We start from the raw sequence: 22,953 nt of genomic DNA, 5'->3' as shown, positions 1-22,953 counted from the left end.
CACGCACGGTTTTTCAGGCTGGGTATACTGGGATACAGACTTTCAGAAAAGGCTGTATCCTTTTTCATTTTTTAGGAGGAAAAAACTTCATGCGTAAATTATTGAAACCATTATTTGTGTTGATGGCGGGCCTGTTACTGGTCTTGACGGGGTGTGCTCAGAACGGTAACGCCAGTTCAGCCAATAGCAAGATCACTTATGTAACCAGTACCGATTTCTATGCGGAGCCGGCCGCGGCGGTCTTAGGCAGTCACGGCAAAGCCGAACCGATCATCCACAGCACCAGTGTGGACCCCCACGACTTTCAACCAACCACGGCCGACGGCAAGACCGTCGCGGCAGCAAACGTCGTCCTGGTCAACGGGCTGGGGTATGACCACTGGCTGAATAAGCTGGCGGCCAACAGCAAGGCTAAGCTGCTAACGGTGTCGACGATCGTCGGCGCCAAGAACGGCGACAACGAGCACCTGTGGTACCGGCCGGAAACCATGGGCAAGGTCACGGATGCCCTGGTCAAAGAATTCAGCAAGCTGCAGCCCGCGAACAAGAAGGACTTTGAAGCCAATGGTGCTAAGTACAAGAAAGAATTGGCCAAACTGACGCCGCTGATCGATGCTAAAAAGACCAGCAATCACGGGGAAGTTGCCGTGACGGAGCCGGTCTTTGGCAATATGCTGGATGCTCTGGGCTACAAGGTGATGGACGAAGCCTTCGCCAACGCCACTGAAGACGGCAATGATCCGTCCACTGCGGTTTATGCCAAGGTGGAAAAGGCCATCAAGGATAAATCCATCAAGTTCTTCGTGGTCAATACCCAGACCACCAGCAAGGTGATCACCCAATTGACAGACTTAGCCAAGAAGAACGATGTGCCCATCGTGCGGGTCACTGAAACCAAACCTAAAGGTGTGGACTATGTGCAATGGATGGCGAAGCAGTTGAATGAGATTCCGGCTTCTGCCAATAAATAATTATTTCTTTTCTTCCCGGGACGGCTGCGGCTGTGCCGGGACTTTTTTGGCAGAGGGCTCAGGCCGACGGTCAGAAGCGTAAGCAGAAGGGCCAGAAGACAGAAAACCCGGTCTTAGGTTTTATGTCTTCTGGCCCTTCTGCTTACGCTTCTGTCGGCCTGTGCCCGTTTCAACTCAGCTGGGCTAGTTCTTCGTGGCGGGTATCGGCTTAGCCTTGCGCAGATTGCCGCTCATCCGCAAGTAAGCAAAGAAGTGGAAGAGAATCCCTAGAACAAGGAGCAGGGCGGACAAGGGGATGGAAAAGAACGCGGCGATGATGGAAGCCCCGTAGATCGCCACACTGCGCAGCGGGTCGAACTTGATGGTGGTGTAAAAATCAGTGGTCACGTGGGGCGCCTTGAGATCCATGTGCCGATGCAGATAGACATACATCAGAAAGAAGGTCAGCGACACGAACAGGGCAACCAGATCGTACAGGATAAAAGCGACCCGCATGTCCTGGGTGTTCCGGATGGCCAGCGTATGGGCGACCAGGGACATCGGGTAATCGATCAGGGTGATGCTGAATAAAATCAGCAGATTCAGCATATTCACGTTGCGATCGATCCGGGTCAAGGTGTTGAAGTAGTCGTGGTGAAACAGCCACAGGGTGCCCACATAGAAGTAAGAGACCACATAAGCGGCCATGGTCGGCCACTGGTTGACAACCGCTGCCGCCAAGTGCCCCGCTGTGTATGCAGGAATGCTGAAATTTAAAACAAGAATGGTGATCAGAATGGAAAAAACGCCATCGCTGAAGGCCTGAAACCGACTAATTGACATAGACAATCCCCCCAAATATCGGTACCATTACAGTATAACTTTTTCGGTGGCAAACCGGGCGAATAGGGGTCTTGAAACGATGCTGGCAATCTTCAATAGTGCGGAATTACCCGTGGTTTTCGGATACGGGGGATTAGTAGTGCTGGCCTTTTTTGCCTTGTTTCTGGTGTGCTGGCTGATTGAACCGCGGCGGTTGCTGAACGGGACGCTGTTCATGGCCTTTTTTGTTATCTTCTGGCTCTGGCTGGGGACGACGATTATTTACACTAGGAATATACTCTTGATTTACATCACTGGGGGCCTATTCCTAATCACTATGGTAATTCTAGGGCTCATTTGGGGGACTTCGTTTATTTGGCTGCTATGGAACGCTTGGATCGTCTGGCGACGGGAAAGCCATACGCTGGCCAACATGCTGACGCTGTTCACCGGCTTGGGTCTGCTGATTCTTTGGGCGCTGACGGCATTTCTCAATCGGCTGCCCGCCTGGCTGCAGGTGATCGTGGGGACGGGCAATGCCCTTATGTACTACGGTACGTTGCTGCTGTTCAATTTCGTCTTCAGTCTGATTCTGTATCAAATGTACCCGATTCCTTACAAGCAGCAGTACATTATCGTCTTGGGGGCCGGCCTGCTCCATGGGGACACGGTTTCTCCATTGCTGGCGGCCCGCATCGAGCGGGGGATGAAGTTTTACTACCGTCAAATTAATAAGGGTCGGCCGGCGCCAAAAATCATTTTCTCTGGCGGGCAGGGCGCTGATGAAAAAATATCCGAAGCCGAAGCGATGCGGAATTACGCTATTGCCCATGGTATTCCGGCGGGGGATACACTGTTGGAAGATATGTCCACCACGACCCAGGAAAATTTGCGTTTCTCCAAGGCCTTGATGCAGAAACGGGAAATTGGGAAAGGCCGCATTCGCGCCATCTTTGTTTCCAATAACTATCATATTTTTCGGGCGGGCATGTACGCTCGGGCGGAGGGCTTGCAGGCGAATGGTCGCGGCGCCCACACATCGTTTTATTACCTGCCGAACGCTATTCTGCGGGAACTGATTGCCGTGACGCTGATGCATAAGCGGCGGCACATCGTTGTGGTGGGAATTATTCTGTTTTTTGCCGGATTATCGTTCATTATATCGTTTATCCACTAATTGGATGCAGAGCAAACGGCCAGCTTCCACGATGGGAGGCTGGCCGTTTGTTGATCTGCTACATTGTATTCTGGATGTGCTGGTCATATTGGGCGATTTGGTTCTTTAACTCGTTGACTTCTTTCTTCAACTGGTCTTGGGTGATGCTCATACTCACTAAGGCGATAGACAGTAAGACAATGCAAATGGTGTCGGCTTGGGACAACAAGAATGATAGTAATGAGCGCATGATGTCGCCACCCCCTGATTTCTTTCTACCTCAATTATCTCCGAAATTCCGCGGGATAGCGAGCTAAAACGCTTTTACATTCGTTTGGCATCCATGCTAAAATGCGGTGACAGGGGAGGTGGCTGCATGGATGAACGGTTACGCACGCTGCGTCAGCAGCATCAGCTGACGCAACAGGAACTGGCAGAAAAGTTACAAGTCAGCCGGCAGACGATTTCCAATTGGGAAAATGGCCGGTCAGCACCGGATCGGGTCAATATCGCCGAATTGGCGAAAGTATATCAGCTTCCATTGGAAACTCTGCTGGGTACATCGGTCCATGCCAAGCCGGCACCAACTGAACAGGAACGGCACATGACGCTCTTCGTCGTGGTGTTGATGTTTCTCTCGTGCATTACCCCGCTGGCGGCGATTCTGTCGCTGTTTATCGTCATCAGCTGGAAAGACCACCTGCCCCGCCTATTGTACCGTCTGGCCGCCGTGATTTTAACCATTCTTTCGTCAGTGAACGTGATTCTGATTATCGCGCTGATCGTCTTCTTTCCCTTCTAATTGCCATCATAATGGGCTCTGGCCGCGTGCCGGGGCCTTTTTCTCCGCCTTTTGACCGACCTAACATTACAAAATCGTTCGCGTACGCCAGTCATTCCGTTGCTACACTGGTAACCATAGAGAAATCAACAAATGAGGAGCGTAATTCATGGCCAATGTGGTAGAAGTTAAAAAAGTACGGAAAGTTTACGGTAAAGCGAATGAAAAGCAGACAATGGCGCTGAAGGATGTCTCCTTCAATGTTCAGGCCGGGGAATTCATCGGTATCATGGGAGCGTCCGGTTCAGGCAAGTCCACCTTACTGAATATCCTATCGACACTGGATAAACCGACGGCCGGCGATGTTCGGATCAATGGGCAGGACGTGACCGGCTTGAAGGGCAATCAGTTGGCGGACTTCCGCTCCCATGAAGTCGGGTTCATTTTCCAAGATTTCAATTTGCTGGAGAATCTCACCTCCCGGGAAAACATTGCGCTGCCTTTGTCATTGCAGGGTGTCAGCGCTAAAAAGATCGCGCCTCAGGTACAGAGCATTGCGGAAAAGCTGTCGATCACTGAGATTCTGGATCAATACCCCACGGAAATTTCCGGCGGCCAAAAGCAGCGGGTCGCGGCGGCCCGGGCCCTGGTCGCCCAACCGGCGATCCTGTTCGGGGATGAACCCACCGGTGCTTTGGATTCCCACAGCGCCCGGGAATTGCTGGATACGATGACATCGTTGAATCAAAACGACGGCGTATCGATCCTGCTGGTCACCCATGATCCGTTTTCGGCCAGCTACTGCCAGCGCATTCTGTTCATTAAAGATGGCGTGATCGGTCAGGAGCTGAAGCGGAAAGATCAGGACCGCACGGCATTTTATCACCAGATTCTGGACGAACTTGGGACTTTTGAGGACTAGGAGGGGAGAGACGAGTAATGCTTTGGAAACTTGCACTCGGCGGCATTAAGAGCCGTCTCAAAGATTATGTCGTGCTCTTTTCCGGCTTAACGATTTCTGCCGCGATTTTCTACATGTTCCAATCGCTGGCCAGTAATCCGGAGTTCTTGAAAGCTAATTCCACTCTGGGGATGATCGTGTTCATTTTCTACTTCGGGTCTGTTTTGTTAGGCATCATCACTTTGGTTTACATATTGTATGCCAACTCGTTCTTATTGACGATGCGCCAGCACGCCTATGCGATGTTTATGATGCTGGGGGCTAAATCTCGGAAAATTGCCCAGTTGATTTTTATCGAGACTGTCGCAGTCGGGTTGATTGCCACCGTGGTGGGCAGCGCCATCGGCGTGGGCTTGACGCAAATTATCAGTCAAGTACTGGTCAAACAGATGGACATTTCGATCACGAAGTTTTCACCCTGGAGCACCAACGCAGCCATCGTCACTGGCGTGTTCTTCCTGGTCCTCTTCGCCATTGCCGCGCTGTATAATGCGGGCAAGCTGGTGAAGACGCCGGTCTTGAATCTGTTGAATCAGGATAAGACGCCGACCCGTTTCAAGCGCAATCCGGTCCTGTGGGGCATTGAAGTCGTCGCTGGATTGGGCTTACTGGCCATTGGTTACTTAAGCATGGCCAATCTGAACACGCTGCAGCTGCTGGGCATCGGTATCGCGCTGGTGACCATCGTGTTGGGCTCCTACTTCGTGTTCGATGCTTTCTTCCTGATGATCATTCAGCTGCTGCGGCGGAATACCAAATTCCGGTTAACGGGCTTACACAGTTTTACCCTGGGTCAATTGAGCTTCCGCATCCGGGACTTCACCCGGCTGCTGTCCATGGTGTCCATTGTCTTCGCCTTGGCGCTGGGGGCGATCACGGTTGGCTTAGGCTTCCACGACCAGATTCAATCCATGGCCGCGCAGGTATCGCCCTATGATTTAGTCCTGCATGATCCAACCAGTAAAACGGCCAGTCAGGCAGACGCGCTGAAGCCGACCAGCGTCAGCACCTACCGCTATAAAGTCGACGGCAAAACGATCTACTTCCTGGCTGACGATTTCAACAAGGCGCCTTACAAGATGTTTAATCCCAAGCAAAACGCGGACGGTTCCTTCAGTGTCCAAAAACAGACCTATACCGGCACGGAAATGCTGAAGAAACCGGATAGTTACACCGGCACACTGCGCGGCTTAGCCGTCGCCAGCGCTGATGCGGCACCAATCAAAGTGGTCGATGCAGCGACCTACGCGAAGACTGCCGGTCAGGCGCATACGGTCTCGCTGTACGTCACGAAGGATTTCATGGCCAGCAAGGACAAGCTGAAGGCGCTAGTGGCCGCGGATGCCGCCCGCCAAGGGGGCAAAGTCGCCACCATGGATATGAACCAGAAGTATTCAGTCTATGCACTGTACAACAGCATGATGTCCGGCTTCGAATTCATGGGGCTGTTCCTGGGTATCGCCTTCTTGGCCATGCTGGCGTCCTGCCTAATGTTCAAGATCTTGTCCAGCGCTGCCAGTGATGCCCTGCGCTACCAGATGCTGGAAAAGATCGGCACGCGGCGCAGTTTGTTGAAGCGTTCGATTCGCCAAGAAATCGGCGTACTGTTCTTACTGCCAGGCGTGTTGGGCATCATCCATGTGCTGTTCGGCTTGCAGATGTTCAAGGTCACCGATCTGCTGCCGCAGCCGTACCACAACATTTGGCTGCCGTTTCTGATTTTCTTAGTACTGTATGTTTTGTATTATTTCTTAACAGTGCAGCTATACAGCGGCATCGTGTTACAAGGCCGGGGGGCCGAAGACTTCCAACGGGGTGAATAAGGGATGTTAAAAAAAGCAGGGATCGTTTTATTGGTGATTTTGGGACTCATGGCAATCGGCGGGGGCTGGTATTACCACGAGAATTACACCGGTGAGGATTATTACGTGAAGATCACCACCAACGGTGAAAAATTGCGGGACACCGAAGCCCCAGCGGCGTATCAAGTTTATTACGAGTATGCGCTGCCAGCCTTTAACGAAGCCGGTCAGCAGCGGCAGGTCACCTTCGATGCGTTTCGAGACAATCCGTTACGCCGGAATGCATACCTGAAGGTGGCATACAACCATACCCGCGGCGTAATTTTGAGTTATGAAGAGGTCCAGCAAAAAGACATTCCCAAAAAGGCGGCCAGCAAACTGAATTAAGCGCTAGCTAGACGAAAACACGCCCCTGAATGCGCATCGCGGGCATTCAAGGGCGTGTTTTCTTATTAGTTTACTGTAAGGCTTTCTTGAAGAAATCCAACGTGTTGTTCAGCACATCAGCTTGATAGGCCTTGCCGTGGCGGGCTCCCGTCAAATATTGACTGATGGTCGGCACCCCGGCCTGGCTCAGGGCATCCTGCATTTTCTGTACGCCGCTGATCGGCACCAATTCGTTCAAGGAATTAGCGAAGTAGATCGGGCCGGACTTAGCCGACACCCGTTGGATCGGATCGGCTTCCTTCAATTGATCCAGGTCGCCGTTGACATAGTTCAGGACGAACCATTTGTAGAACGCATCGTGGGCGCCGTCTTGGTCGATCTGGGCACTGGCTAAGACGGTGGCGTCCTGCTTGGTATCCGGCTCAGCCACAACGTCGGGGTGTTTTGTCACCCAATCGTACAGGTCGAAGATCCCCGACCAGGAAACAGCCGGAATACCGAACTTCAACGCCAGCTCGCCGGACAAATTACCGCCGGCACTCGCGCCAACGGCCGCGATCTTGCTGTGGTTGAAGGTATAATCGCTATGCTTCAACCAGGTATAAACAGTCTCGATATCATCCCGAGACGCGGGGAACAAGTCCTTTGGCGCCAACCGGTAATTGGGCACGATGGTGAAGTAGCCTTCTTCAGCCAGAATCTCCGCCAAGTCAGACTCCTTGGACTTATCGCCCCGGAACCAGCCGCCGCCATGGATAATGATGATCGCCGGCGACTGCGCCGTCACGACCTCGGTGGTGTAGATATCGGTAGGTAATTGGTGCGTTGGGTCATAGATCACATCTTTGGTAATTTTGACATCGGTCATATTAGAAATCACTCCTTAGAAGGGACTGGAAATCTTGAGTTTCAGCGTACCTAGTGCCAAGTGCGGAGCGCTTGGCACGGAAGGGCCAGACGACACTTCCATCCCAATCCAGCTCTTTACATTGCGCGGTTATTATACGGCGTTTTTACTGAAAAGGCGTCAAATATGCTTACCCGCCGCCAATATGGCATAATAGCGGGTGACGTTACATTTTTGGGGGAATAGTTAATGGGATTTCGTAGTATTCGCTATACCGGTCAAGCCCTGCGGGAATTCTTCCGCCACTGGGGCAGTTATTTTATTCTAAGCTTCGTTGTCGGCGAAGCAATTAGCCAAATCATCGTACCGCTCCTGCGCTGGTCCAGTCAGATGATTTTGCAGGCCAGCGGCATCGCGTATGTGTCCTACAACAATCTGGGCGAGATCATCACCCAGCACACCTGGGGCGCGCTCGAGCTGCTGGTGATGTTTTTTCTAGTGCTGTTACTAGTCTATGCCCAATTTGCCATGCTGCTGACGGGGGTCGATAATATTGTCCACCAGCGCCAGCAGAATTTGCGGTCGGTCTTCGGTGAAGCCATCCGGGATCTGCAGCGGATTCGGCCAACGACGGTGCTGTTCTTTGTCTTTTACTTTATTCTTGTCATTCCCTTTGCTGGCGGGATCATCAACTCGGCATTACTGGATAAAGTGCGGATCCCAGAGTTTATTCTGGATTTTCTCAACGAAAATAACTTCTACGCCATGTTGATCGGTATCTTTTATCTGATCATGCTGTACGTCGGGATTCGGCTGATTCGCGTCCTGCCCCACATGATCTTGGACGACCAGCCGGCCGGTACTGCCTTGCGCAATAGTTGGCGGGAAACCAAGAAGCACTTCTGGTTTTACTTCTGGCGGGTCACTTGGCTGACCGCGGTCGTGGCCGCCGTGCAAGTCTTGTGGACGGAAGGTCTGGTGGGTATCCAGACGTACCTGGATACTTCCCAGCAGACGTTTGCCTATGCCGGTTCAATTATTACCATGGCGACACTGCAGGTCGGCGGGGTGTTCATCATGGCGCTGACGACCACACTGTATTATCTCGTTCTGGTCAGTCCGGACGCCGTGACCAAAGCGGCACCCGCACCGATCAGTGTTAAGGAACAGAAGAAGCGCAAGCGCTGGCCCCGGGTCATCGCCGGAGTGGTCATTGTGCTTGTGGCCATTGCTTACCTGATTTATAACGCCGTCTACATGGCTGGCGGCTTTGATTACAACCCCATCACCATTTCCCACCGGGGCGTGGACGACCATAATGGTGTTCAGAATACCATTCCCGCCTTGGAGAAAACTGCCAAAGAGAAGCCGGATTATGTCGAAATGGATATCCATGAGACCAAGGACGGTCAGTGGGTGGTCATGCATGATGAAAATTACGAAGCCTTAGCTGGCGTGGATAAGACCCCGCGGCAACTGACTTTGGCCCAGGCAACTCAGCTGACGGCCAAAGAAGACGGCCATTCGGCGCCAGTGGCTAGTTTCGATGCTTACTTGGCAGCGGCGGAACGGCTGCACCAAAAATTAGTCGTGGAAGTCAAAACGACACCTCACGATTCAAAGGGCGCGATCAACGGCTTTATCCAAAAGTATGGGGCCCGCCTGATCAAAGACCATAACCGGGTCCACTCGTTGGATTATCGAGTGATTGCGGCCATTAAAGCCCAAGAGCCCAAGTTGTACGCCAGTTTCATCCTGCCCTACGACATTGTCTTTCCCCAAACCAAGGCCAACGCCTACACCATGGAGTACACGACCTTAGATGTTGATTTCATCAGTCAGGCTCAGGATCAGGGTAAAGAAGTCTGGGCTTGGACGGTGGATGATCCGGACAAGATGGAGGAAATGATTTTCATGGGTGCCGACGGGATCATCACGGACAACCTCAGTGATTTGCAGCAGACGATCAAGGACCAAGTGAACCATCCCAGCTATGCGGCCCGACTGCGGGTTTATGGCAACCAATTTAATTGGAACGGATTGAATGGGGCGGAGAACTAACCGGTCATTCAAGCGGTATGAAAATGGACGAAGGCCAACGCGGCTTTCGTCCATTTTTGTACCCGTATACCGGGGTTACCAGCGCGGCCGGCGGCGAGTCAGCCAGAGATTAATGTGGATGGCCGCATAAAAGCCAAGAGTAGTCCAGCCTAGTAAAAATGGTAAGCGGTGCGTAAATGGCACCAGGCTGCGGACGAAGAACGCTGTTCCGGGGAAAATCAGCATCATGGGCAGGGTCTTATCACGCAAATACCGGGGTAAGCGGGGAATCCGGCCAATTAAAAAAGTAACCAGAAGACAGGCAATCGTCCAAAGCAGGGCAAAGAGCCAAGTGCCGGTGATAGTTGGGTTTTGATAAATCAGTGTGGACGCGCCGACCAGTATCATGGATCCCAGCGTTGTTCCTGGCTGATCATAGTCGTTGACTGGCGGGACGACCACCCGGGTGACGGTGATGCTGAGGACAATGGCGACAACGATGGTCAATATGACCCAGAGCAGGATAAACAACCAATCGCTGAGTTGCGGCACCAACGGTCGAACAAACTGGGTGCTGAAGGAAAAAATGGCAATAATCAAGAATATACGCGGTTGCAATGTGAGCTGCTTGAAGTTTTTCTCTGTTCGCACGGTTCCCACCTCCTAAAGACTGCTGATGCTATGGTCAGTCTACCAAAGAGGAAAACGCCGTCAAAGAAAACCACCGGTCCATGTCTGGAACGACACGGCCGGCGGCTGATGAAGCTGTTTTTAATCCAATCCCTTGTCGCCAATGTCGTTGCGAATTGCCAACGGGCCTTGCACTTCAGCCATCGCCCCATAAGCGTTGCCCTGCGCGCTGGCCAGATCCGGTCCGCTCCCGATCACTGTGAAGACGCGGCCGCCATGGGAGAAGAGCCGGCCGTCCTTTTCCTGAACGCCGGCGGGCAGCCAGCGGCCAATGGGCCAATCCGCGGGAACGTCGGCCAATGGTAAGGCGTTCATCGCGCCGCCGGGATATTCCGGATGGGCGGCGACCACCCCGACGTAGGTTTTACCGTCTAATTCTAACGGTGTGGGCCGGTCCGCCAGCAGATCTGTGATCAGCTGATAGAAATCATTCTTGATCTGCGGCAGAAGCACCTGGGTTTCCGGATCGCCGAAACGCAGGTTGTATTCTAAGACTTTGGGGCCTTTCTGCGTGAACATCAAGCCAATGTACAGTACCCCGGAACCGTTCAGGCCATCACTGACCATCCCGGCAATGGTTTGAGCGACTAAGTGGCGGGCAGCTTCCCGTTCGTCGGCGGTAAACTGCGGGGCCGGAGATATCGCGCCCATGCCGCCGGTATTCGGCCCGGCATCCTGATCGAAGCGGCGTTTGTGGTCCTGGGCCAAGGGTAAGGTCACATAGGTACCGTCGTGATACAACGCCAGCACCGAGGCCTCTTGACCGGTCAGACATTCCTCCACCACCACGGTGGCATTGGGGTCCCGGGCATAAAGCTGCGCCAGCGCTGCCTCTGCTTCCGTGTTGGTCTTGGCAACGATCACGCCTTTGCCAGCGGCGAGCCCGTCGGCTTTGAAGACCAGCGGCACGCCGGCTTCAATCAAGGTCTGCTGACCCGCCGCCAACGAATGGATCGTCCGGCTCGCCGCCGTGGGCAGCTGATGACGTTCCATGAAGGCTTTGGCAAAGGCCTTGCTCGCCTCCAGCTGCGCCGCCGCCTTGGTCGGCCCAAACACCGGCTGGTCCGCCGCCTGGAACGCATCCACAATACCCGCCGCCAACGGCACTTCCGGACCAACAAAGGTCAAAGCAATCGCATGCTGCCGCGCAAAAGCAATCAGACTCGGAAAGTCGTCAACGTCAATATCCACCGGCACCAAACCCAGCCGCGGCATCCCAGCATTACCCGGCGCCACATAAACCGCCGCCACTTGCGGCGACTGCAGAAACTTCAACCCCAGCGCACTCTCCCGCCCGCCGTTACCGATGATCAGAATGTTGTTCATGATAAATGGGGCAAGGAAACCCATGATTTCAATCATGGGAGGAATTGCCCCGACCCTTCTTTCTTTGATATAATTTACTTAGCCGATAAGAACAAACGTGTGGTTAAGGAGGTGCTCGGGTGGAACTGACCAAGACGGTCAAAATACAGATCAAGCTGACTGCGGCAGCAGATGGGGACTTGCTGCGTCAGGCCATGGAACAGTATTGCTTGGCCTGTGACGCCGTCAGCCGCTATGTGTTTGACCATGGTTTTGTACTCAACACTACGAAACTGCAAATCGTCCTGTATCGCGACCTGCGAACTCAGTTTGGGCTGAAAGCCCAAATGGCACAGTCGGTCCTGCGAACCGTGACCGCTCGCTATAAAGCAGTGCGCACTCAGCTGAAACAGAAGCCCTACCGCTATCAAGACGAAGCCGGCAAATGGCAAAAACACGCTAAAGATTTGACCTGGTTGTGGCACCCGATCAGCTTCCAGCGGCCGCAGCTGGATCTGGTCCGGCGGCGGGATTGGGCCATCCGCAAGGACGGCTCCTTTTCCCTGAACACATTAGACCGCCGCATCACTGTTTGGCCGGTACTGAACCATTGGCGCGACTATTTTGACGGCACCTGGAAACTCGGTACCGCCAAGGTACTGACCAGCGGTGGGAAGTGGTATCTGCACATCGGCGCGACCAAAGAAGTGCCGGATTATACCCAGGACCAGACTGTCCACGTCGTGGGCGTTGACCGGGGGCTGCGCTTTCTAGCCACTGCGTTTGACGAGACCGGTCGGACCATCTACCGGTCAGGGACCCGGGCACTCAACAAGCGGCGGCGGTACAAACACTTGCGGGCCAAACTGCAAGCCAAGGGGACTAAATCGGCGAAACGAGTCTTGAAACGGATCCGTCAGCGAGAGAACCGCTGGGTGTCGAACGAAAACCATCGTGCGGCTAAGGCACTCGCTGACTACTATGGACCAAAGACCCTGTTTGTGCTGGAAGACTTGACTGATGTTCGCTTTGCGACTGAACAGGTCGCTAAAGACCGTCGCTATGAACAGGTCAGCTGGCCATTTTACCAGTTAGAACAGTTTCTGATTTACAAGGCCGCCGCGCAGGGCAGCCTTGTGTTGAAAGTGCCGTCTGATTATACCAGCCAGCGCTGTCCGCAGTGCGGTGCGATCAATAAGCAGCAGCGGGATCACGACCACCATGAATACCGGTGTGCCTGCGGCTTCCAGGCTAATGACGACCAGTCGGCCGCCATGAACATCCAGCAGCTGGGCAACCAGTGGCTGACCGGTACTGCTAAGCCGCGCTACACGCGCAAGCGGACCGGCTAGAGAAAAACTGCATCTGCGGGAGCCGTCAGCCCCCGAGGCCGTTGAGACACGACCTGAGATGTGACCACACTAAAGTAGGAGCCATTAGGCGTTTGCACTACTGCTGCCCGTTAGGCAGCGTGAGTCACAAGCCCGCTACTTTAGTGGCGGGTAGTTGACTTCAGTAAAATCCTCCTCTAGGGAAAATGGAGTATCAATGTTGCTTGAGACAAAACTTGTATTTCTGACGTGTCTATTGCCAAGTGCGTAGCAAGCGGAGGTAAAATGGGCTCAAAGCGCCGTCACCACTAGCTACGCCTTCGGCTTCGCACTTGCTGCGCGTCGCCAGCCCCCTCAGCCGGAGCTTGCGGAGCACTTGGCACGGCGTACGAAGCAAGAGATATTTTCTCAACGCCTAATGCCGGAAATGCCGTACCCCCGTCGTCACCATCGCAATCCCATACTCATTCGCCTTATCCACCGACTCCTGGTCCCGAATACTCCCCCCCGGCTGAATGATCGCCCGAATCCCATGCTTCGCCGCATAATCCACACAGTCGTTCATTGGGAAGAACGCATCCGAAGCCAAGACCGCCCCGGCAAAATTCGGGTTCTGCTGGGCTTCCTTCAGCGCAATCTCCACAGAACCGATCCGGTTCATCTGACCGGCACCGATACCCAATGTCTGACCGGCTTTAGCCACCACGATGGCATTGCTCTTGACGTGTTTGACCACACTCTGGGCAAACAGCAGCGCGGCGATTTGGTCGTCCGTCGGTTCGGTCGTGGTAACGACGGTCAGATCATCGGGTCCTTCCAAGCGGGTGTCGCTTTCCTGAACCAGCAAGCCGCCGGTGACAGAAACTGTTTCATACCGCGGCGCGGCATCTTCTGCGGGCAAGGCAATCGTCAGGACCCGCAGGTTCTTTTTCTTTTCCAAAATCTTGAGCGCGTCAGCGTCGTAAGCCGGCGCCATGATGATCTCCAAGAAGAGCTTGTGCATTTTCTCGGCCGTCACCGCGTCCACCGGCCGGTTCAGGGCAATGATGCCGCCAAAGATGGACATTGGGTCGGCGGCGTAGGCTTTGTCCCAAGCCGCCTCGATCGTCGCCCCCTGACCGATGCCGCAGGGGTTCATGTGCTTCACGGCGACAACGGTGGGCCGATCAGGGTATTCCGCCAGCATGCGCAGGGCGGCGTCAGCGTCCTTAATATTATTATACGAAAGTTTTTTGCCGTGCAGTTGGGCCGCGTTGACTAACGAATCCGCCGGGGCATCGGGGGCCGCATAGAAGGCGGCGTGCTGATGGCTGTTTTCGCCATACCGCAGGCTTTGCTGCTTGGTGTAGGTCGGGGTGAAGCGGTCCGGGAACGGATCATCGGCCAGGTAGGCGGCAATTTGGGCATCGTAAGCGGCCGTTATTTGAAAGACCTTCATGGCCAGCTGCTGGCGAAAATCGGTGTTGTCCGCGGCTAAAGCGGTGAGGACGGCGGGATAATCAGCCGGATCAGCGACCGCCCAAACACTGGCGCCGTTCTTGGCGGCGGCCCGCAAAGCGGTGGGACCGCCGATATCGATCTGTTCGATGGCTTCGGCCCGGGTCACACCAGGCTTCTTAATTGTTGCCGCGAAGGGATAGAGGTTAATGCACACCAGGTCGATGGGGGCGAGCCCCTGATCGGCCAGAGCCGCCATATGGGCCGGCAGATCGCGGCGGGCGAGGATACCGGCATGGATCGCCGGATGCAGGGTCTTCACCCGGCCGTCCAGCATTTCCGGGAAGCCGGTGATGTCGCTCACTTCGGTACTGGGGACGCCTGCGGCGGTGAGGGCTGCCCGGGTGCCGCCGGTGGTGAGCAGTTCGAAGTTTTGCGCGATGAGCCCTTGGGCAAATTCTACTAAACCAGTTTTATCCGATACGCTTAACAATGCACGACGCAAGTCAGATCATCCTTTCGTAATGAGCTGTTCGATAGTGGCAGGTAAGAGACGGTGTTCAGTGGCATGGATTGCTTGCTCTAACTCTGGTTCGGTCATTCCTGGCAGAATCCGGACCGGTTCTTGAGCGATGATCTCGCCGGTGTCGATGCCGGCGTCTACGTAATGGACGGTGACGCCGGTGATTTTTACCCCATAGGCATACGCATCGGCAATACCGGTGCGCCCGGGGAACGCTGGCAGCAGCGCGGGGTGAAGATTCACGATGCGCCGGGGAAAAGCGGCCAGCAAGGTGGGACCGATGATCCGCATGAAGCCGGCCAAGACGACCAGGTCCACGGGGGGCAGAGCAGCCAGTATGGCCTGTTCTGCCGCTTTTTTCGTGGGGTAGTCGCGGTAATTGAAGACATGAGCGGGGATGCCGAACCGGGCGGCCTTGGCAATCACCGGGGCGCCAGGCTGGTCGCAGACCAGGGCGGCGATTTCGGCCCCGTGGGTACTGGTTTGGAAGTGTTCGGCTAAGGCTAAAAAGTTGGTGCCATTGCCCGAGGCAAAGACGGCGAGCCGTTTCATGCAACCGGCCCCCATTCCAAGGCAGCCTGGGTGCGGGGTACCACCGCGCCCAGGCGAATGGCGGCGGGGATAGCGGTCGCTTTTTCCGGGGCAACGGCCAGAACCATACCGATACCTAAGTTGAAGGTTTGGCGCATGGTGGCCAGCGAGAGGCCGCCGGTGTGCTGCAAGCGGGTGAAAATCGCCGGCCAGGTCCAGGCCGCCGGATCGATTCGGGCCGCTAACCCCTTGGGCAGCATCCGCGGCACGTTTTCCTGCAATCCGCCGCCGGTGATGTGGGCCAAGCCATGGAGCAGGTGCTGGTCCAGCAATGGCCGGATAACCGGTTCATAGATTCGGGTCGGCGTCAGGAGCGCGCCATCGGTGATCGGCAAGACCTGCCGGACCAGAGAGAAGCCGTTACTGTGCAGCCCGCTGCTGGGCAGACCCAGCAGCACATCGCCGGCCTGAATACCGGCAGGCAGCTGCTCGGCGGCGGCCACTTGGCCGACCCCGAAGCCGGCTAGGTCGAAATGATCCGCTGGATAGATGCCGGGCATTTCTGCGGTTTCTCCGCCGATCAAGGCCAGGTGCGCCTGGCGGCAGCCGGCGACGATGCCGGCGAGAATCTGCGTGGCCTGGTCCGGCCGCAGTTTGTCCACGGCCAGATAATCCAGGAAGAACAAGGGCTGGGCGCCGGTGGTCAAGAGATCGTTGGCGATCATCGCCACCAGATCGATGCCGATGGTGTCTACTTTGTTTTGAGCCAGAGCCACGAGAAGTTTCGTTCCCACCCCGTCCGTGGCGCTGACCAGCAGCTGACTAGAATCTTGCGGCAAGGCGTAGGCGGCCGCAAAGCTGCCCACCCCGGTGCGGACATTGGCGTCATAGGTGCTCGAGGCCAGCGGGGTCAGCCGCTGGACCGTTTCTTCCCCCGCGGCGATATCCACGCCGGCTTGGGTGTAATCGATGGCCATTAGGCAGAAACCTCCGATACTTTAATGTGCAGCAGAGCCAATTCTTTCTGTAATTCTGCGCTGTAATCATACAGCGGCGTTGGATACTCACCGGTGAAGTAGGCCACGCACAAGCCGCGGTGGGGCGCAGTGGGATCGAGATTGACGCTTTCTTCCAAGGCCTCGGTAGAGAGAAAACCCAGGGAATCGGCCCCGAGAATATCCCGCATCTCACTGATCGAGTGATTCGCCGCCATCAGTTCGCGGGTGGACTGAATGTCGATGCCGTAAAAGCAGGGAAAACGCAGCGGCGGCGAGGCAATGCGTAAATGGACCGCCCTGGCTCCGGCGTTTTTTAGTAACCGGACCAGCTGTTTCGACGTCGTCCCCCGGACGATGGAATCGTCCACCAGGGCGACGGATTTGCCTTCAACGACCGCCCGGACGGCACTGAGCTTGCGCTTAACGGCCGCTTCCCGCAGCGCTTGGGTCGGCTGAATGAAGGTGCGGGCGACATACTGACTTTTCACCAGCCCCAAATCATAGGGGATGCCGCTTTCCCGGGCGTAACCCAGGGCCGCTGATAACGACGAATTCGGCACCCCGACGACGATATCCGCATCCGCTGGCTGTTCCTGAGCCAAACGCCGGCCCATGGCGAGCCGGGCCTGGTGGACATTAACTCCGTGGATCTGGGAGTCAGGGCGGGCAAAGTAGATAAATTCCATGGAGCATACACTGAGCGTAGTGTTGGTCGTGTACTGCTGGGTGGTGACGCCGTTGGCAGTGACACTGACCAATTCCCCGGGTTGGATGTCCCGGACAAAGTCGGCGCCGACCGCGTCTAGGGCCGCCGTTTCGCTGCAGATCACGGTACCGCCATCGGGCAAAGTGCCCAGCACCAGCGGCCGGAACCCATTGGGGTCCACCGCGGCGTACAGGCCATGCTCGGTGAGCAGTTCAAAGGCGAAACCGCCGTGAACCTGATTCAGGGCGTCGATCAACTGGCCGGTGAACGTGGCAGCTGGGGAGCGGCGCAGCAGGTGCATCAAGACCTCCGTGTCGCTGGTGGTATGGAAAATGGCACCGTCGTCTTCCAATTCGCGGCGCAGCGTGCGGGCGTTGGTCAGGTTGCCGTTGTGGGCCAGCGCCATGGCTTCGGTACTGAACCGGAACAGCAGGGGCTGGATGTTTTCCAGCAGCCGGCCGCCGGCAGTGGCATAGCGCACATGGCCCAGCGCGGCCGGACCGGCTAACTCAGCGATGTCTTCGGGTTTGGTGAAGACTTCGCTGAGCAGGCCCAGGCCGTAGTGGCGGCGCAGCCCGGCGGGGGTGAGACCGACGATGCCGGCCCCTTCCTGGCCCCGGTGCTGCAGGGTGTGCAGGCCGAGGTGGGTGATGGCGGCCGCGTGGGGGTTGCCCCAGACGCCGAATAAGCCGCATTCTTCGTTGAGTTCCTTTAATTCATGCGGCACGGAATGCCCTCCTCCCAAGCCTGGTGCAAGTCAGCCAAAGACGCGGAGAACGTCCGGTTCGGCGCGGCAATGGTGACTTGCGGCGCCGCTGTGGTCCGGCCCAATAGAGTGGCCGCACTGCCCAGGACCTTTTCAAAGGCGGGCTGATTCTCCGGCGCAATGGTGATCAGGAAGCGTCCCGGAGTTTCGGCGAAGAGCCAGCTGGTGGGCACAGCCACCCGCAGGTCCGCGCCGATTTGGTTGGCGAAGGCCATTTCAGCCAAACCGGTCAGCAGCCCGCCTTCGCTCAAATCATGGGCAGCGGTGACCAGATGGGCCTGGATGGCCGCCAGAACCAGGTCTTGCTGGTGCTTCACGGTGGCCAGGTCCAGGTCGGCCAACCGGCCGGCAATATCGCCGGTGAGCAGCTTTTGAATCTCACTGCCGCTGAAATCCGGCTGGGTGGTGCCCACCAGGTAGACAAGATCGCCGGCTTGCTTGAAGTCCTGGGTGGTGATCGTCGTCATGTCCTCGATCAGTCCGACCATCCCGACCATCGGCGTCGGGTAAATGGCGGTGCCATTGGTTTCATTGTACAGCGACACGTTGCCGGAAATCACCGGGGTATTGAAAACCTTCGTAGCGGCGGTGATCCCTTGGGCGGACGTTTCCAATTCATAAAAGATTTCCGGTTTTGTGGGATCACCGTAATTCAGGCAATCGGTGATGCCCAACGGGGTGGCGCCGCTGGCCACCAGGTTAGCGGCGGCTTCGGCGACCGTGCGCTGACCGCCAATGTACGGGTCCAGGTAAACATAGCGGCCGTTGCTGTCGGTGGTCATGGCGATGGCCCGGTCGGTTCCTTTGATCCGCAGCACCGCGGCATCGCTGCCGGGGAGGACGACGGTATTCGTCTGGACCTGGGCATCATAGCGGCTAAACAGGCTGGCCTTATTGGCAATGGTCGGCTGGTTCATCAGCCTTGTCCACGTGGCGGTCACATCGGTGATCACCGGCTGCCAGTCGGGCGCGGGGGCCTGCAAGCGGGCCGGCTGCTGACCGGCCTGGTGATAGACCGGCGCATCGCTGGTCAAGGATGACACGGGGATGTCGCAGACGGTTTCGCCGTGGTGGGTCAATACATACTGGTGACCAGCAGTGACTCGGCCGATCACGACCGCATCCAGACCGTAGCGGGCAAAAATTTCTTGGATCTCGGCCTCATGGCCGGCCGCCACACACAACAGCATCCGTTCCTGGGATTCAGACAGCATGATCTCAAAGGAGGTCATGTCCGGTTCCCGCTGGGGCACCAGGTCCAGATCCAAGGCCATACCGCTGGCCGATTTGCCGGCCATTTCCACACTGGAAGACACCAGCCCGGCGGCACCCATATCCTGCATGCCGACGAGAATGTCCTGGTGATCATTGGTCACTTTCAGGCAGGCGTCGACCAGCAGTTTTTCCATAAAGGGATCGCCGACTTGAACAGCCGACCGGTCAGCCGCTTCGCTGTCGGAGAACGTGCCGGAGGCAAAGGAAGCGCCGTTGATACCGTCCCGGCCGGTTTTCGCGCCAACGTAGAGAATGGCGTTGCCCACCCCGGCCGCCCGGCCTTTCTGCAATTGGTCTTCGTCCATGATGCCGACACACATGGCGTTGACCAGGGGATTGCGGGCGTAGGTGGGGTCAAAGGCGGTCTCGCCGCCCACCGTGGGAATGCCGATGGCGTTGCCGTAGCCGGCGATGCCGGCGACCACTTGGTCCAGCAGCTGGCGGGTGCGGGGGTCGGTCAATTCGCCGAAGCGCAGGGAATCCAGCACGGCGATGGGCTTGGCGCCCATGGAGAAAATATCCCGGATGATGCCGCCAACACCGGTGGCCGCGCCCTCATAGGGTTCCACTGCGGAGGGGTGGTTGTGGCTCTCGGCCTTAAAAACGACGACCTTGCCCGCGCCGATGCGAATGGCCCCGGCGCCTTCGCCCGGGCCCATCACGACATTCTCGTTCTTGGTCCAGAACTGGCGCAGCACGGGCTTGCTGTATTTATACGCACAGTGTTCGCTCCACATCCCGCTGGCTAAGCCGACTTCCGTGAAGGTGGGCAAGTGACCGATCAATTGGGTGAAGCGGTCGTATTCCGCATCGGTCATGTCCCATTGGCGGTATGGTTTGGCGGTGCGGATTTCTTCAGGACTCAGCTCAACCTGCAACATGGGCGGCGGCTCCTTTCGTGGCGTTCAATAAGGAATAAAAGACCCCCCGGCCGTCAGTCCCGCCAAGCAGGGCTTCGACGGCGCGTTCCGGGTGGGGCATCATGCCCAGCACGTTGCCGGCGCGGTTGGTGATGCCGGCGATGTCGTGGATACTGCCGTTGGGGTTGTCCTGGTAGCGGAAGACCACTTGGTGATTGGCCTCCAGCTCGGCCAGGGTCGCCGGGTCGGCGTAGTAGCTGCCCTCGCCGTGGGCGATGGGCAGCGTGACACTCTCCATGTCGGCATAGTGATTCGAAAACGCGGTGGCGGTGTTGACCACCGTCAGCGGGGCCGGGGCGCAGATGAAGTGCAGCGACGTGTTCCACTGCAAGGCACCGGGGAGCAGACCGGCTTCGGTGAGGATCTGGAAGCCATTGCAGATGCCGACGACGAAACCGCCCGCGGCTGCAAAATCCTGCACGGCGGTCATGATCGGTGAGAACCGAGCGATGGCGCCGCTGCGCAGATAGTCGCCGTAGGAAAAACCGCCGGGGAGAAAGACCGCATCGTAGCCGGCCAGCGTCTCCTGGCTGGCGGGGACCAGATCTGCGGGGATGCCGCAGACATGGGCCAAAGCCCATTGCAGATCCTCATCGCAGTTGGACCCGGGGAACGTGATAACCGCGGCTCGCATTTAAGCCACCTCCAGGTCGAAGCGATAGGTCTCCATGTTCACGTTGGCCAGCAATTGGTCGCATATTTCTTCCACCTGGGCTCGGACGGCGGCTTCATCGTCGCCCTGCAGCAGCAGTTCGAAGTACTTGCCGTAGCGGACGTCCTGAACATTCTGGTGGTTCATCCGGGTCAGAGCAGTCTTGATTGCTTCGGCTTTCGGATCCAGAACAGACGGCTTGTAATTGACGTAAATCTTGGCTTTAAACATCGCTTATTCCTCGCTTTCGGTTAACCGGCGCAGCACTTCTTCATAGACAGGGACTAACGGGCCTTCATCCTGGCGGAAGACATCCTTGTCCAGGGACTCTTTGGTTCGGCTGTCCACCAAGCGGAAGTTGTCCGGGGATAGTTCATCGGCCAAGACCAGTGTTTCGTCGCTGAGCCGACCGAATTCAAACTTGCCGTCCACGAGCGTGATGCCGGCTTTGGCAAAGCGGGCAGTGAGCAGGGCATTCAGCTGATCGGTCAGGGTGCGGAGCTGCGCCAGCGTGGCCTGGTCGGCGATCCGCAGGGCTTTGATCTGATCATCGTTCATGAACGGATCATCCAGCGTGTCGGACTTGTAATAATACTCATGAATGGCTGGGGAGAAAGGCCGCAGGTGGCGGACTTGAAATTTGCTTTCGAAATGACCGGAGGCAAAATTGCGGAAGACCACTTCCAGCGGCAGCATCGCACATCTGTAGACCCGCATGGTGGTGGCGTTGTCGGTGGCGATATAGTGGGTGGGAATACCCGCCGCCGCGACGGTTTGAAATAATAGGCTGGAAATCTGCAGGTTGACTGGGCCCTTGCCCTGGATCTGCACTTTCTTTTTGCCGTTCAAAGCGGTGGCTTGGTCCAGGTAAACGACCTTTAAAACGTCGGGATCAGCGGTGCTGTAGAGTTGTTTGGCCTTACCGGTATAAATCAAAGTGGCTTCAGTCATGAGTTGATGTATCCTCCCAATTAACGGATTCAGTCAAAGCCGTCATCGATTGGCGGTCTTCGGCAACAACAGTGATGTGGCCCATCTTGCGGCCGGGGCGGATCTCGGCCTTGCCGTAATCGTGGAAATGCCACTCGGGATGGGCCGGCCAGAGCTGTTTGGCTTTGGTCAGGTCAGCGCCCAGCAGATTGCGCATCACCGCCGGTTTGCGCTGGCGAATCGGCGGGATCGGCAGGCCGCAGATGCTCAGAATATGGGCGGCAAACTGGGACAGGTTGCAGGCTTCGATGGAGTAGTGGCCGGAATTGTGGGGTCGCGGGGCCAATTCGTTGACCAGGATGCCGGCGGGGGTATCGAATAGTTCGATACCCAGCACCCCGGCCAGGTCGAGGCTGGCGGCAATGCGTTCGGCCATCGCCGCGATGACTGCCGCTTTGTCGGCGGACAGCCGCGGCGCCGGGGCCAGGGTGGTGTGCAGGATATGGTGGGCGTGGCGGTTCTCCACGACCGGGAAGCAGCGGACCGTACCGTGGCCGTCCCGGGTGACCATGATGGATAACTCCCGGGAGAAGGCCTGGCGCTTTTCTAAAATACAGGGCTGCTTGGCGGCTAGTGCCTGCCCGGCCGGGAGATCGGCGGGGCTGGTCAAATCCTGCTGGCCATGGCCGTCGTAGCCGCCAGTGGTGGTCTTCAAAATGGCGGGATAGCCGATGCGGGCGATGGCCGTGGGCAGTGCAGCCGCGGTGGGCACGCTGGCAAACGGGGTGACCGGCAGGCCGTGGTTCTCCAAGAAAGTCTTCTCGCGAATCCGGTCCCGGGAGATGGCCAGCAGTTCAGTCCCCTGGGGCAGCGCGGTGTATTGCTGGGCCTTGCGCAGGGTGGTCAGGTTGACGTTCTCGAACTCATAGGTGAGGACGTCGCTGGCCTGGGCCAGCTGCAGCAGAGCGGCGGTGTCGTCGTAAGCAGCGACGATCTGGTCGTCGGCGACTTGACCCGCCGGTGCGTTGGGCGTGGGGTCGAGGACGATGATCCGGTAGCCCATGGCTTTGGCCGCCAGGGCCATCATCTGGCCCAGCTGACCGCCGCCGACGATCCCGATGGTGGCCGGCGGCAGAAACATTT

Annotated in this window: 22 protein-coding genes; 8 read left to right on the top strand and 14 right to left on the bottom strand. The window is 56.8% G+C overall.

Annotated elements, in window-relative coordinates:
- Positions 1–89 precede the first annotated feature (89 nt).
- Positions 90–971, top strand: coding sequence for a metal ABC transporter solute-binding protein, Zn/Mn family (locus tag H627_RS0116075; RefSeq protein ID WP_051225510.1), 882 nt, complete (start codon positions 90–92; stop codon positions 969–971).
- Positions 972–1,154: 183 nt separating this feature from the next.
- Here H627_RS0116075 and H627_RS18880 read toward each other — a convergent pair whose 3' ends face one another.
- Positions 1,155–1,793 carry a TMEM175 family protein gene (locus H627_RS18880; protein WP_035441425.1) on the bottom strand — a complete coding sequence of 213 codons (639 nt, stop codon included), beginning with the start codon at positions 1,791–1,793 and terminating at the stop codon, positions 1,155–1,157.
- Positions 1,794–1,872: 79 nt separating this feature from the next.
- Between H627_RS18880 and H627_RS0116065 the strand changes: the two genes are divergently transcribed.
- Positions 1,873–2,949 carry a YdcF family protein gene (locus H627_RS0116065; RefSeq protein WP_027829737.1) on the top strand — a complete coding sequence of 359 codons (1,077 nt, stop codon included), beginning with the start codon at positions 1,873–1,875 and terminating at the stop codon, positions 2,947–2,949.
- A 58-nt stretch (positions 2,950–3,007) separates the two neighbouring features.
- On the opposite strand, the gene H627_RS20295 is transcribed toward H627_RS0116065, so the two are convergent.
- Positions 3,008–3,178, bottom strand: a complete 171-nt coding sequence (locus tag H627_RS20295; protein WP_155827983.1) for a hypothetical protein — start codon at positions 3,176–3,178, stop codon at positions 3,008–3,010.
- A 126-nt stretch (positions 3,179–3,304) separates the two neighbouring features.
- Between H627_RS20295 and H627_RS0116055 the strand changes: the two genes are divergently transcribed.
- From H627_RS0116055 to H627_RS0116040, 4 genes are all read left to right on the top strand, one after another.
- Entirely contained in the window at positions 3,305–3,730 is a 426-nt protein-coding gene (locus H627_RS0116055; protein WP_027829736.1) for a helix-turn-helix domain-containing protein, read from the top strand.
- Positions 3,731–3,878: 148 nt separating this feature from the next.
- Complete coding sequence (locus H627_RS0116050; RefSeq protein ID WP_027829735.1) at positions 3,879–4,631, top strand: ABC transporter ATP-binding protein; 753 nt, start codon at positions 3,879–3,881, stop codon at positions 4,629–4,631.
- 17 nt (positions 4,632–4,648) lie between these two features.
- Positions 4,649–6,493: an FtsX-like permease family protein gene (locus H627_RS0116045; RefSeq protein ID WP_027829734.1), complete on the top strand. Its 1,845-nt coding sequence runs from the start codon at positions 4,649–4,651 to the stop codon at positions 6,491–6,493.
- Between the two features lie 3 nt (positions 6,494–6,496).
- Positions 6,497–6,859 carry a YxeA family protein gene (locus H627_RS0116040; protein WP_027829733.1) on the top strand — a complete coding sequence of 121 codons (363 nt, stop codon included), beginning with the start codon at positions 6,497–6,499 and terminating at the stop codon, positions 6,857–6,859.
- 70 nt (positions 6,860–6,929) lie between these two features.
- On the opposite strand, the gene H627_RS0116035 is transcribed toward H627_RS0116040, so the two are convergent.
- Complete coding sequence (locus tag H627_RS0116035) at positions 6,930–7,727, bottom strand: alpha/beta hydrolase fold domain-containing protein (RefSeq protein ID WP_035441422.1); 798 nt, start codon at positions 7,725–7,727, stop codon at positions 6,930–6,932.
- A gap of 228 nt (positions 7,728–7,955) precedes the next feature.
- Here H627_RS0116035 and H627_RS18875 point away from each other — a divergent pair, with 228 nt between their 5' ends.
- Positions 7,956–9,767 (top strand): glycerophosphoryl diester phosphodiesterase membrane domain-containing protein, encoded by a 1,812-nt coding sequence (locus H627_RS18875; protein WP_051225509.1) that lies wholly within the window; start codon positions 7,956–7,958, stop codon positions 9,765–9,767.
- Positions 9,768–9,842: 75 nt separating this feature from the next.
- On the opposite strand, the gene H627_RS0116025 is transcribed toward H627_RS18875, so the two are convergent.
- Both H627_RS0116025 and purD read right to left on the bottom strand, forming a co-directional pair.
- Positions 9,843–10,397: a hypothetical protein gene (locus H627_RS0116025; RefSeq protein ID WP_027829731.1), complete on the bottom strand. Its 555-nt coding sequence runs from the start codon at positions 10,395–10,397 to the stop codon at positions 9,843–9,845.
- A 120-nt stretch (positions 10,398–10,517) separates the two neighbouring features.
- On the bottom strand, positions 10,518–11,762 hold the full coding sequence (gene purD, locus H627_RS0116020) for a phosphoribosylamine--glycine ligase (protein ID WP_027829730.1): 1,245 nt from the start codon (positions 11,760–11,762) through the stop codon (positions 10,518–10,520).
- Between the two features lie 119 nt (positions 11,763–11,881).
- Here purD and H627_RS0116015 point away from each other — a divergent pair, with 119 nt between their 5' ends.
- Complete coding sequence (locus tag H627_RS0116015) at positions 11,882–13,093, top strand: RNA-guided endonuclease TnpB family protein (RefSeq protein WP_027829729.1); 1,212 nt, start codon at positions 11,882–11,884, stop codon at positions 13,091–13,093.
- 394 nt (positions 13,094–13,487) lie between these two features.
- Here the strand turns inward: H627_RS0116015 and purH are convergent, their stop codons facing one another.
- Genes purH through purK form a run of 9 tightly spaced genes read right to left on the bottom strand, consistent with a single transcriptional unit; the run spans position 13,488 to position 22,951 of the window.
- A complete protein-coding gene (gene purH, locus H627_RS0116010; protein WP_027829728.1) occupies positions 13,488–15,014 on the bottom strand; it encodes a bifunctional phosphoribosylaminoimidazolecarboxamide formyltransferase/IMP cyclohydrolase in 1,527 nt (508 codons plus the stop codon).
- Positions 15,015–15,020: 6 nt separating this feature from the next.
- Entirely contained in the window at positions 15,021–15,584 is a 564-nt protein-coding gene (gene purN, locus H627_RS0116005; RefSeq protein WP_027829727.1) for a phosphoribosylglycinamide formyltransferase, read from the bottom strand.
- Positions 15,581–16,540, bottom strand: a complete 960-nt coding sequence (purM, locus tag H627_RS18870) for a phosphoribosylformylglycinamidine cyclo-ligase (protein WP_035441420.1) — start codon at positions 16,538–16,540, stop codon at positions 15,581–15,583. The genes purN and purM overlap by 4 nt, the downstream gene beginning before the upstream one ends.
- Positions 16,540–17,994 (bottom strand): amidophosphoribosyltransferase, encoded by a 1,455-nt coding sequence (purF, locus tag H627_RS0115995; protein ID WP_027829754.1) that lies wholly within the window; start codon positions 17,992–17,994, stop codon positions 16,540–16,542. The genes purM and purF overlap by 1 nt, the downstream gene beginning before the upstream one ends.
- Entirely contained in the window at positions 17,979–20,189 is a 2,211-nt protein-coding gene (gene purL / locus H627_RS0115990; protein WP_027829726.1) for a phosphoribosylformylglycinamidine synthase subunit PurL, read from the bottom strand. The genes purF and purL overlap by 16 nt, the downstream gene beginning before the upstream one ends.
- The gene (gene purQ, locus H627_RS0115985) at positions 20,176–20,862 is read right to left on the bottom strand and encodes a phosphoribosylformylglycinamidine synthase subunit PurQ (RefSeq protein WP_027829725.1); all 687 of its coding nucleotides are present in this window, start codon (positions 20,860–20,862) and stop codon (positions 20,176–20,178) included. The genes purL and purQ overlap by 14 nt, the downstream gene beginning before the upstream one ends.
- Positions 20,863–21,111, bottom strand: a complete 249-nt coding sequence (gene purS / locus H627_RS0115980) for a phosphoribosylformylglycinamidine synthase subunit PurS (RefSeq protein WP_027829724.1) — start codon at positions 21,109–21,111, stop codon at positions 20,863–20,865.
- A gap of 3 nt (positions 21,112–21,114) precedes the next feature.
- Positions 21,115–21,831: a phosphoribosylaminoimidazolesuccinocarboxamide synthase gene (locus tag H627_RS0115975; RefSeq protein WP_027829723.1), complete on the bottom strand. Its 717-nt coding sequence runs from the start codon at positions 21,829–21,831 to the stop codon at positions 21,115–21,117.
- On the bottom strand, positions 21,824–22,951 hold the full coding sequence (gene purK / locus H627_RS0115970; protein ID WP_035441418.1) for a 5-(carboxyamino)imidazole ribonucleotide synthase: 1,128 nt from the start codon (positions 22,949–22,951) through the stop codon (positions 21,824–21,826). Before purK ends, H627_RS0115975 begins: the two co-directional genes overlap by 8 nt.
- Between the last annotated feature and the right edge of the window lie 2 nt (positions 22,952–22,953).

Source organism: Schleiferilactobacillus harbinensis DSM 16991 (assembly GCF_000425885.1).
Lineage (GTDB): Bacteria > Bacillota > Bacilli > Lactobacillales > Lactobacillaceae > Schleiferilactobacillus > Schleiferilactobacillus harbinensis.
Note: the sequence above shows the minus strand (reverse complement) of the source record. Positions and strands in the feature narration are given on the sequence as shown.

Excerpts from the sequence above, each read along its gene's own strand:
- H627_RS0116075 (WP_051225510.1), top strand. The coding sequence starts at position 90 with ATGCGTAAATTATTGAAACCATTATTTGTGTTGATGGCGGGCCTGTTA.
- H627_RS18880 (WP_035441425.1), bottom strand. The coding sequence starts at position 1,793 with ATGTCAATTAGTCGGTTTCAGGCCTTCAGCGATGGCGTTTTTTCCATT.
- H627_RS0116065 (WP_027829737.1), top strand. The coding sequence starts at position 1,873 with ATGCTGGCAATCTTCAATAGTGCGGAATTACCCGTGGTTTTCGGATAC.
- H627_RS20295 (WP_155827983.1), bottom strand. The coding sequence starts at position 3,178 with ATGCGCTCATTACTATCATTCTTGTTGTCCCAAGCCGACACCATTTGC.
- H627_RS0116055 (WP_027829736.1), top strand. The coding sequence starts at position 3,305 with ATGGATGAACGGTTACGCACGCTGCGTCAGCAGCATCAGCTGACGCAA.
- H627_RS0116050 (WP_027829735.1), top strand. The coding sequence starts at position 3,879 with ATGGCCAATGTGGTAGAAGTTAAAAAAGTACGGAAAGTTTACGGTAAA.
- H627_RS0116045 (WP_027829734.1), top strand. The coding sequence starts at position 4,649 with ATGCTTTGGAAACTTGCACTCGGCGGCATTAAGAGCCGTCTCAAAGAT.
- H627_RS0116040 (WP_027829733.1), top strand. The coding sequence starts at position 6,497 with ATGTTAAAAAAAGCAGGGATCGTTTTATTGGTGATTTTGGGACTCATG.
- H627_RS0116035 (WP_035441422.1), bottom strand. The coding sequence starts at position 7,727 with ATGACCGATGTCAAAATTACCAAAGATGTGATCTATGACCCAACGCAC.
- H627_RS18875 (WP_051225509.1), top strand. The coding sequence starts at position 7,956 with ATGGGATTTCGTAGTATTCGCTATACCGGTCAAGCCCTGCGGGAATTC.
- purD (WP_027829730.1), bottom strand. The coding sequence starts at position 11,762 with ATGAACAACATTCTGATCATCGGTAACGGCGGGCGGGAGAGTGCGCTG.
- purN (WP_027829727.1), bottom strand. The coding sequence starts at position 15,584 with ATGAAACGGCTCGCCGTCTTTGCCTCGGGCAATGGCACCAACTTTTTA.
- purM (WP_035441420.1), bottom strand. The coding sequence starts at position 16,540 with ATGGCCATCGATTACACCCAAGCCGGCGTGGATATCGCCGCGGGGGAA.
- purL (WP_027829726.1), bottom strand. The coding sequence starts at position 20,189 with ATGTTGCAGGTTGAGCTGAGTCCTGAAGAAATCCGCACCGCCAAACCA.
- purQ (WP_027829725.1), bottom strand. The coding sequence starts at position 20,862 with ATGCGAGCCGCGGTTATCACGTTCCCCGGGTCCAACTGCGATGAGGAT.
- purS (WP_027829724.1), bottom strand. The coding sequence starts at position 21,111 with ATGTTTAAAGCCAAGATTTACGTCAATTACAAGCCGTCTGTTCTGGAT.
- H627_RS0115975 (WP_027829723.1), bottom strand. The coding sequence starts at position 21,831 with ATGACTGAAGCCACTTTGATTTATACCGGTAAGGCCAAACAACTCTAC.
- purK (WP_035441418.1), bottom strand. The coding sequence starts at position 22,951 with ATGTTTCTGCCGCCGGCCACCATCGGGATCGTCGGCGGCGGTCAGCTG.